The organism is Mesorhizobium sanjuanii, assembly GCF_002529485.1.
In the GTDB taxonomy this organism is placed as follows: Bacteria; Pseudomonadota; Alphaproteobacteria; order Rhizobiales; family Rhizobiaceae; genus Mesorhizobium; species Mesorhizobium sanjuanii.
In genome coordinates, this window is sequence record NZ_NWQG01000165.1 from 1 (window position 1) to 8,223 (window position 8,223).

The following is an 8,223-nucleotide window of genomic DNA, read 5'->3' on the forward strand; positions in this document are numbered from 1 at the left end:
GCACCAGCGCGACCAGCACGGACAGCACCATCGCCGAGACGATGGTCACCGAGAATTGCCGGTAGATGATGCCGGTGGAGCCGCCGAAGAAAGCCATCGGCACGAACACGGCCGAAAGCACTGTGGCGATGCCGATCAGCGCGCCGGTGATCTCGTTCATCGACTTGCGCGTCGCCTCTTTCGGCGGCAGCCCTTCCTCCTGCATCACACGTTCGACATTCTCGACGACGACGATGGCATCGTCGACGAGCAGGCCGATGGCCAGCACCATGGCGAACATGGTCAGCGTGTTGACCGAATAGCCGAACAGCGACAGCACGCCGAACGTGCCGAGCAGCACCACCGGCACGGCGATGGTCGGGATGATGGTCGCGCGCAAATTCTGCAGGAAGATGAACATCACCAGGAACACCAGCACGATCGCCTCGGCCAGCGTCTTGACCACCTCCTCGATCGACAGCCGCACGAAGGGCGAGGTGTCGTAGGGATAGACGACCTCGACCCCTTGCGGAAAGGTCGAGCTCAGCCGGGCGATCGTCGTGCGCACCGCCTCGGCGGTGTTGATGGCGTTGGCGCCGGTCGCCAGATTGACGGCGACGCCCGCTGCCGGCTTGCCGTTGTAGTTGGCTTGTGTCGTATAGCTTTCGGCGCCGAGTTCGACGGTGGCGACGTCGTTGAGCCGAACCAGCGACCCGTCCGTCTGGCTCTTCAGGATGATGTTGCGGAACTGTTCGGCGGTTTGCAGCCGGCTCTTGGCGGTCACCGTTGCATTGAGCTGCTGGCCCTTGCGCGCCGGCAGGCCGCCGAGCTGGCCGGCCGAAACCTGCGTGTTCTGCGCCTCGATCGCCGAAGCCACATCGCTCGGCATCAGGGCATATTTGGCGAGCTGGTCCGGGTCGAGCCAGATGCGCATGGCATAGCCGGAGCCGAAAAGCTGCGTCGAGCCGACACCCTCGACGCGTTTCAGCGTGTCGTTGACGGTGGCGTCGACATAGTCGGCGAGATCGGTCGAGTTCATCTTGCCGTCGCTGGAGACGAAGCCGATGACCATCAGAAAGCCGGTCGACGATTTGGAAACGGTGATGCCGTTGCTCTGCACCACCTGCGGCAATTGCGACTGCACCAGTTGCAGCTTGTTCTGCGTCTGCACCTGGGCGGTGTCGGGATCTGCGGCAGTGGTGAAGGTCAGCGTGATAGAGGCCGAACCGGTCGAGGTCGACGTCGCCGTCATGTAGTCGAGATTGTCGATGCCGGTCATGCCTTGCTCGATGACCTTGGTCACCGAATTTTCCACGGTCTGGGCATCGGCGCCGGGATAGGTCGCGCTGATATTGACCGTGGTCGGCGCAATCTGCGGGTATTGCGAGATCGGCAGCGAGGTGAGCGCCAGCAGACCGCCCAGCATGATCACGATGGCGATCACCCAGGCAAAGATCGGCCGGTTGATGAAGAACGCGGACATGACGTGCCTCAGTTGCTGCTTGAGGCGCCTTGCGCCGGTTTCTGGCTGCTATCGGCTGCCTGCATGGGAGCGGGCGCGGCCGAGGATTGACGCTCCTCGATCTCTCCGGTCGCCTCGTCGATCGTCACTTCGACTGCGGTTGCATCGCCACCGGCGCGCACGAGCTGCATGCCCTCGACGATGACGCGGTCGCCATCGCCGACGCCTGAATCCACCAGCCAGTTGTTGCCGACGCTGTTGCGCACGGCCAGCACGCGGGTCTCGACCTTGCCTTCGGCATTGATGACCATCGCCGTCGCCTCACCCTTGGTGTTGCGGCTGACGGCGCGCTGGGGCACCAGGAAACTGTTCTGAGCGACGCCCTCCTCAACCAGGGCCCGCACATACATGCCGGGCAGAAGCAGGCGGTCCGGATTGGGGAACTCGGCTCTCAGCGCGAAAGTGCCGGTCGTCTGGTCGACATTGGCGCCAGAGAATTCCAGCTTGCCGGTCTGCGCATAGATGGTGCCGTTGTCGAGCTTCAGCTTGACGCTGACATTGGGGCCGCTGAACTTCAGCCGCCCTTCCGAAATGGCCTGGCGCAGATTGAGCAGATTGGTGCTCGACTGCGTGACATCGACATTGATCGGATCGAGCGCACGGATGGTGGTCAGCACGGTGTCCTGGTTGGCGGTTACGAGCGCCCCGGGGGTCAGCGTGGATTTGTCGATGCGGCCGGCGATCGGCGCGGTGATCGAGGTGCGGTCGAGACTGATGCGCGCGGTCTCGACGCTGGCCTTGGCCGACGCCACATCCGCCTGGGCCTGTGCAAGCGTGGCGGCGGCATCGTCATAATCCTGTTTCGAGACCACGTTCTGCTTCAGCAACCCGGCATAGCGGTCGAACTTGGCCTGCGCGGAAGGCAAGGCGGCCTCCGCCTTCTGCCGGGCCGCGACGGCGCTGTCATAGTCCGCTTTGTAGCTTGCCGGATCGATGAGGTAGAGCGGCTGCCCCGCCACCACTTCGCTGCCCTCCTTGAACAGCCGCTGCTGGATGATGCCATTCACCTGCGGCCGGACCTCGGCAATCAGCGAAGCCGCGGTGCGCCCCGGCAGCTCGGCGGTGATCGCCACCGATTGCGGATGCAAGGTGACGACGCCGACCTCGGGTTTGCCGACACCGCCCATGCCTGCAGGGGCGTTGCTCTGCTCCTGCGAGCAGGCAGCCAGAAGAAGCGCCGCGCACAGCATTCCGGCCCAGGGCGCGAGCCGGCGTACCGGCAGCGGAGACTGACTAGACTGGATGCGCATGGCCTGGATCTTTCCCTGAAATTACTGAAGCCGCCTGACTGCCGGCATCGGATGGTTCCACCAGCAGCCGGCTGAGATGCCGGCCGAGGAAGCGCTGGATGTCATCCATGATGGTGTAGACCACCGGCACGTAGACGAGGCTGAGCAGGGTCGAGGAGATGAGTCCGCCGATCACGGCGATCGCCATCGGCGCGCGCGTCTCGGCGTCGGCGCCGATGCCAAGCGCGATCGGCAACATGCCGGCGCCCATGGCGATCGACGTCATGACGATCGGCCGCGCCCGCTTGCGCGCGGCGTCGAGCAGTGCCTCGAAGCGGCTCATGCCGCGCTCCTTCTCCGCCACCAGAGCGTACTCTACGAGCAGGATCGAGTTTTTGGCCGCGGTGCCCATCAGCAGATCAGCGGCGATATGCCAAGTGCCTTGCCGGTGATCAGCAAGAAGCCCAGAGCACCGCCGACCGACAGCGGCAGCGCCACCAGGATCATCTTGCGCGATGAATTGGCGACCATGGGCTTTTTTGCCGTCGGTTGGACCGGTTCTCTCAAGGGGAGCGCCGAGCGAAAGCCGCCAGGTACCGAAGACGAGCCTGGTGGCGCCGGTGAAGGCCTGCAGCGACCGCAGCGTCGCCGCCGAACCACGGCGATGCTGTTCGGGCGCGGCCGCCATCAGCAGCCGCAGCATCAGGAACATCTCCCACATGGAAGTCTCTTTCACAAAAGGCCGGCCGGCCCGATCGCGGGGTAGGCCAAACGGGCCGGCCGGTGCAGCCGGTCAGCGTTGCCCGCCCGTCCGGGGTAGGGGTGGCGGAAGCGGCCTGCCAGAATCGGGCAGGCCTCCGGGGCCGGCTGCATCATCCGGCGTATTGTCCCATGGCCCTCGGGGTGGTCCATGAGGTCTGTCCGCCGAAGCAAGGATTTCGAGCTGTTCGGGCGTCAGCTTGACGCGAAGCGTGGCAATCGCCTCCTTCAGCTTTGCAGCCGAGGCTGCGCGTTGGGTTAGATCGTCTGCCAATCTTTCCTGGAAAGCGAAGGCGCGCGGAGCCTTGGCGCCGGGCGCTTCCGGGTTGGCGCCACCCGGGCCATGATCGGGCTGCGCCAGCATCGCCTGCAGCGCGCTGGTATAGTCGCGCCAGGCGTCGAGCTGCTCCGTCCTGATGCCGATGCGGGTCTCGAGCGCGGAAAGCCGGGCGGCGAGCATTTCCGGCGGCGGCCCCATGCGGCGCGGCCCCATGCCAAGCGGTCTCAAACCGTGCGGCCCCATGCCTTGAGGACCGAACTGTTGCGGGTCTTCCGGTCCCGACCGCATCGACCGGTGTGGACCGGGCCACGGCATCGCGCCGTCATTCGCGCCGTCCTGCATCGCGACAACCGGAAGCTCCCCGCCGGGTCCGCCGGCAGGTTCGGTCGGCTGCGCCAGCGCCGGATGGATGAGCGCGGCCGAGAAGAGGCCGAGAGCAAGAAGTCTGCTTTGCATGATGTAATCCTTTCCCGCATGCTTCGGATAGCGGCAGAATAGGAGGCCTCCTTTTCCCCTTCGCTTCGCTCTGTTGCCGAAGGTTTCCGCAAAAGGGCAATTTGTTTCCGAATGTTTCTCGCGGCCGGTCGGAAACATTCGGTGACAATTTTCCATGCCGCTTGGGCTCGGCTCTCCCTATAATCAACGGCAAGCAAGGCGGAACGGCACGGCAATGCAGTCACAACCCCATATCCTCGTCGTCGACGACGATCGCGAGATCAGGACCCTTCTCCAGCGCTACCTGGACGGCCAGGGCTTTCGCGTCTCGGTCGCGGCCGACCGTCGCGAATGCGAGCAGAAGCTCGGTTCGGGCCAGTTCGACCTGATCGTGCTCGACGTCATGCTGCCCGATGGTTCGGGGCTCGATATCTGCCGCAGCCTGCATGACCGCAAACCACACATTCCGGTCATCCTGCTGACCGCGCTGAAGGAGGATGTCGACCGCATCATCGGCCTTGAGCTCGGCGCCGACGACTATCTCGGCAAGCCGTTCAATCCGCGCGAGCTCACCGCCCGCATCCGCGCCGTGCTCAGGCGCTCAGCGCCCGAGGAGGCGCCGGCTGCGCAGCGCCCGCGCATCTACCGCTTCGCCAGCTACAGGCTGGAGCCGGACACCCGCAAGGTGACCGATGCCGAGGGCGCGCTCATCGATCTTACCGGCGCCGAGTTCGACCTGCTGCAGGTGTTTCTCGACCGCCCCGGCCGACTCCTGTCGCGCGACCAGCTGCTCGATCTGACGCAGGGCCGCGAGCGCGACCCGCTCGAACGCTCGGTCGACGTATTGATGAGCCGGCTGCGCCGCAAATTCGCCGACGCCGGCGACGTGCCGCTGTTCAAGACCGTGCGCAATGGCGGCTACCAGCTCACCGCGCGCGTCGATACGGTGGAGGCCGAGGCATGAACTCGCTGCGCCGGCGTCTCATCCTGTTGCTGGTCGCTTCGATCGTCGGCGTGGTCGGCCTGGCGACGGCCGCCGTCATCAGCGTGCGCGGCGGCGCGCCACCGCCGGAATTGACCATGCCCTGGGTCGCCCAGCAGGTGGAAATCGTGATGCGGCTGCGCCCTAGCCAAATTCCGGACGTCTTCCCGGTGGAACTGAGCGACCATCCGGCTGGTGGCACGGTGGACCGGGCGGAAACGGCGATGCTCAACGATATCCTGCACCGCCGGGGCCTCGACGTTTCGGCCGTCGTCAGCGAGAAGGCGGAAGAACCCGGTCAGCTTGCATCGGTGCGCCTGCCCGACAACCGTTGGGCCATCATGAAGGTTCCGCACGTCAAGCCACCAGGGCGCGAATGGCTGGTTCTTGCCGGTTGGATCTCGCTGATCGTGGCCGGCGCCACGGCCGTCTCGGTCTATTTCACCTCTGTGCTGATCCGGCCGCTTGAAATGCTGGAGGCCGCCGTCTCCAAGATCGGGTCGGATGGCGTACTGGCGACGGTGCCGGAAGTGGGATCTGCCGAGGTCAAGGCGACGGCGCATGCGCTCAACCAGCTCTCGTCCCGGCTGAAGACCGCCATGGAAAGCCGCATGCGGCTGGTCGCAGCCGCCGGACATGATTTGAGAACACCGATGACGCGGATGCGGCTGCGGGCCGAATTCCTCGACGACGACCGGGAGAAATGGCTTCACGACCTCGACGAACTCGACCGCATCGCCGACAGCGCCATCAGGCTGGTGCGCGAGGAGGTCGACCAGGATGCCGTCGAGCCGGTCGAGTTGGACCGGCTGGTCCACGACATCGAGGCCGAGATGATTTCGCTCGGCCATGCCGTGTCGGTTGGCCATCTCGACAAGGTCTCGGTCAGGGCAGGCGCGCTCGGCCTGCGCCGCGCGCTGCGCAACCTGATCGTCAATGCCGCCACGCATGGCAAGGGCTGCGGCATCTCCCTGTCCGCGGCCGACAATCGCGCCACCCTTACCATCGCCGATCGCGGACCCGGCATTCCGCCGGAGCAGCTCGGCAAGGCGTTCGAGCCCTTCTTTCGCGTCGATCCCGGCCGCAGGCAGTCCATTCCAGGCGCCGGCCTCGGCCTCGCCATCGCCAAGGAAATCATCGAACGCCACGGCGGCACCATCACCCTGGAGAACCGCCCGGGCGGCGGCCTTGCCCAGAGGGTGGTTTTCGACGCTGTCTCCTGACCACGGACGCGAGCGAGCTATCTTGATCAGCTTCGGGCCACGTCCTCGAAGCTCAGATCGAACCGCGAGAGATATTTGCGCAGCCGGTCGGCATCGTTGCCGCTGGTCTTTTGCAGCCGCGAGACCGCGAACAGTTTTCGCCCAGCCGCACTGATGGATTTGCTGTTGCGGCAAACTTCAAGTACGGCGGCAAGCTGCGCCCGATCGAACATATCGATCCGGCTTTGGCGGTCGGGACCGAGAACGTCCAGCAGGATCGCTTCCCGGTCGCTGGAGTCGCCGGCCCGCCACAGCGCCGTCAGTCGCTCGATCTCGTCGCGCACGGCTTCTTCGTTGATGCGGCCAAGCGGGGCCAGAGTGGCCATCCGCGTGACGGAGGCCGAGAGGTCGCGGAAATTCGCTCGCCACATGGCATCAGGCGCCATGGCGAATCTCAAATAGAACTCGCGCGCCTCCTTGTTGAAGGTGACATTCTGCCCCTCGCGCTCGCCGAACCGGCGGAGCTCGAATTCGAGGTTAGGCTCTATGTCCTCCTTGCGGTCGCGCAGGGCTGGAAGCTGGAAGGTCCACAGGTTCAGGCGAGCAAAAAGATCCTCGCGAAACTTGCCCTCCTTCACGCCGATCGACAGATCGCGATTGGTGCCGGCGAGAAGCTGGAAATCCGACATGACGTCCTGATCGGCGCCGACCGGCAGGAAACGCTTTTCCTCGATGGCGCGCAGGCACATGGCCTGTTCGTCGAGACCGAGCTCGCCGATCTCGTCGAGAAACAGGACGCCCTTGTTGGCCGATTTCATCAGCCCGGCGCGCTCGTTGTGGGCACCGGTGAAGGCGCCCTTGATGTGGCCGAACAGCGTCGACATCGCCTGGTCACCGCGCAACGTGGCGCAATTGACCTCGATGAAAGCGCCGGACACCTGTCGTTGCGCCTTCTTGAGTTCGTAAATGCGCCGGGCCAGTTGCGACTTGCCGGCGCCTGTTGGGCCGGTGAGCAGCACAGGCGCACGCGACCTGATCGCCACCTTCTCGATCTGGTCGATCATCTGGTTGAAGGCGGGATTGCGCGTGGCGATGCCCGACTTCAGGAAGGACGTCGCCTCGTCGCGTTCGGCGGCAAAGCGCGTGGCGATCGCGTCGTAGCGGGACAGGTCGAGATCGATGATCGAATGGCTGCCGGTGGGATAATCACCACCTTCCTTGCGTGGCGAGAGCTGAAGCAGGCGCGCCGGGATGAAGCGCGCTTCGGTCAGCAGGAACCAGCATATCTGGGCGACATGCGTGCCGGTGGTGATGTTGACGAAATAGTCTTCCTTCTCGGGATCGAATTGATAGGCGCGGGCAAAGTCGCGCAGTCCGGTATAGACCTCGCTGAAGTCCCAGGGGTCCTTCATGCCGACGATATGCGACCGAACTTCGGTCGCCGGCGAAACCTGTTCTATGTCGGCGATGATCTGAGTGGCCAATCGCTGCGAATGCAAATCGTGGATGAGTTCCAGCCGATCGATGAACAGCCCCGGCTGCTGGCACAGCGCAACCGTTGGCCGCCACCTTTTCCAGCGATCATCCCGCCCGCTTGCATCGAGCGTGGTGCCGAGAATGCCTATCGCCACGCGTCTTCGCATTTTATCTTCTAGTATAAACTAAGATAATTTTATATCAGTTCTCTGACATTAGCGTAAACAACTTCGATTGTCGCCTGATTTCCATCAGAAAATTATTTAGATAATAAAATCAATAGTTTATCATCAATTCGCAACCAAAAGTCAGGCTATCTCTTCAAACTGGCACGCAACTTGTAAAGCAGCTGGTGTGAA

General features: G+C 64.0%; 7 protein-coding genes. 2 read left to right on the forward strand and 5 right to left on the reverse strand.

What is annotated here, in order from left to right; translation table 11 throughout:
• The 4 genes from CN311_RS22630 to CN311_RS22650 all read right to left on the reverse strand — a co-directional run.
• Positions 1-1,462: efflux RND transporter permease subunit (locus CN311_RS22630; RefSeq protein WP_208866558.1), on the reverse strand; the 1,462-nt coding region annotated here is incomplete at its 3' end.
• Between the two features lie 8 nt (positions 1,463-1,470).
• Positions 1,471-2,751, reverse strand: coding sequence for an efflux RND transporter periplasmic adaptor subunit (locus CN311_RS22635; protein WP_097575925.1), 1,281 nt, complete (start codon positions 2,749-2,751; stop codon positions 1,471-1,473).
• A complete protein-coding gene (locus tag CN311_RS22640; RefSeq protein ID WP_245440912.1) occupies positions 2,735-3,451 on the reverse strand; it encodes an efflux RND transporter permease subunit in 717 nt (238 codons plus the stop codon). The genes CN311_RS22635 and CN311_RS22640 overlap by 17 nt, the downstream gene beginning before the upstream one ends.
• 72 nt (positions 3,452-3,523) lie before the next feature.
• Positions 3,524-4,225 carry a hypothetical protein gene (locus tag CN311_RS22650; RefSeq protein ID WP_097575930.1) on the reverse strand — a complete coding sequence of 234 codons (702 nt, stop codon included), beginning with the start codon at positions 4,223-4,225 and terminating at the stop codon, positions 3,524-3,526.
• A 214-nt stretch (positions 4,226-4,439) separates the two neighbouring features.
• Here CN311_RS22650 and CN311_RS22655 point away from each other — a divergent pair, with 214 nt between their 5' ends.
• Positions 4,440-5,168: a response regulator gene (locus CN311_RS22655; protein WP_097575927.1), complete on the forward strand. Its 729-nt coding sequence runs from the start codon at positions 4,440-4,442 to the stop codon at positions 5,166-5,168.
• A complete protein-coding gene (locus CN311_RS22660; RefSeq protein WP_097575928.1) occupies positions 5,165-6,409 on the forward strand; it encodes an ATP-binding protein in 1,245 nt (414 codons plus the stop codon). Before CN311_RS22655 ends, CN311_RS22660 begins: the two co-directional genes overlap by 4 nt.
• A gap of 26 nt (positions 6,410-6,435) precedes the next feature.
• Here the strand turns inward: CN311_RS22660 and rtcR are convergent, their stop codons facing one another.
• Positions 6,436-8,031 carry an RNA repair transcriptional activator RtcR gene (gene rtcR, locus CN311_RS22665; protein WP_097575929.1) on the reverse strand — a complete coding sequence of 532 codons (1,596 nt, stop codon included), beginning with the start codon at positions 8,029-8,031 and terminating at the stop codon, positions 6,436-6,438.
• Between the last annotated feature and the right edge of the window lie 192 nt (positions 8,032-8,223).

Coding starts and splice junctions, on each gene's coding strand:
- CN311_RS22655 (WP_097575927.1), top strand. CDS start 4,440: ATGCAGTCACAACCCCATATCCTCGTCGTCGACGACGATCGCGAGATC.
- CN311_RS22650 (WP_097575930.1), bottom strand. CDS start 4,225: ATGCAAAGCAGACTTCTTGCTCTCGGCCTCTTCTCGGCCGCGCTCATC.
- CN311_RS22635 (WP_097575925.1), bottom strand. CDS start 2,751: ATGCGCATCCAGTCTAGTCAGTCTCCGCTGCCGGTACGCCGGCTCGCG.
- CN311_RS22660 (WP_097575928.1), top strand. CDS start 5,165: ATGAACTCGCTGCGCCGGCGTCTCATCCTGTTGCTGGTCGCTTCGATC.
- CN311_RS22640 (WP_245440912.1), bottom strand. CDS start 3,451: ATGTGGGAGATGTTCCTGATGCTGCGGCTGCTGATGGCGGCCGCGCCC.
- rtcR (WP_097575929.1), bottom strand. CDS start 8,031: ATGCGAAGACGCGTGGCGATAGGCATTCTCGGCACCACGCTCGATGCA.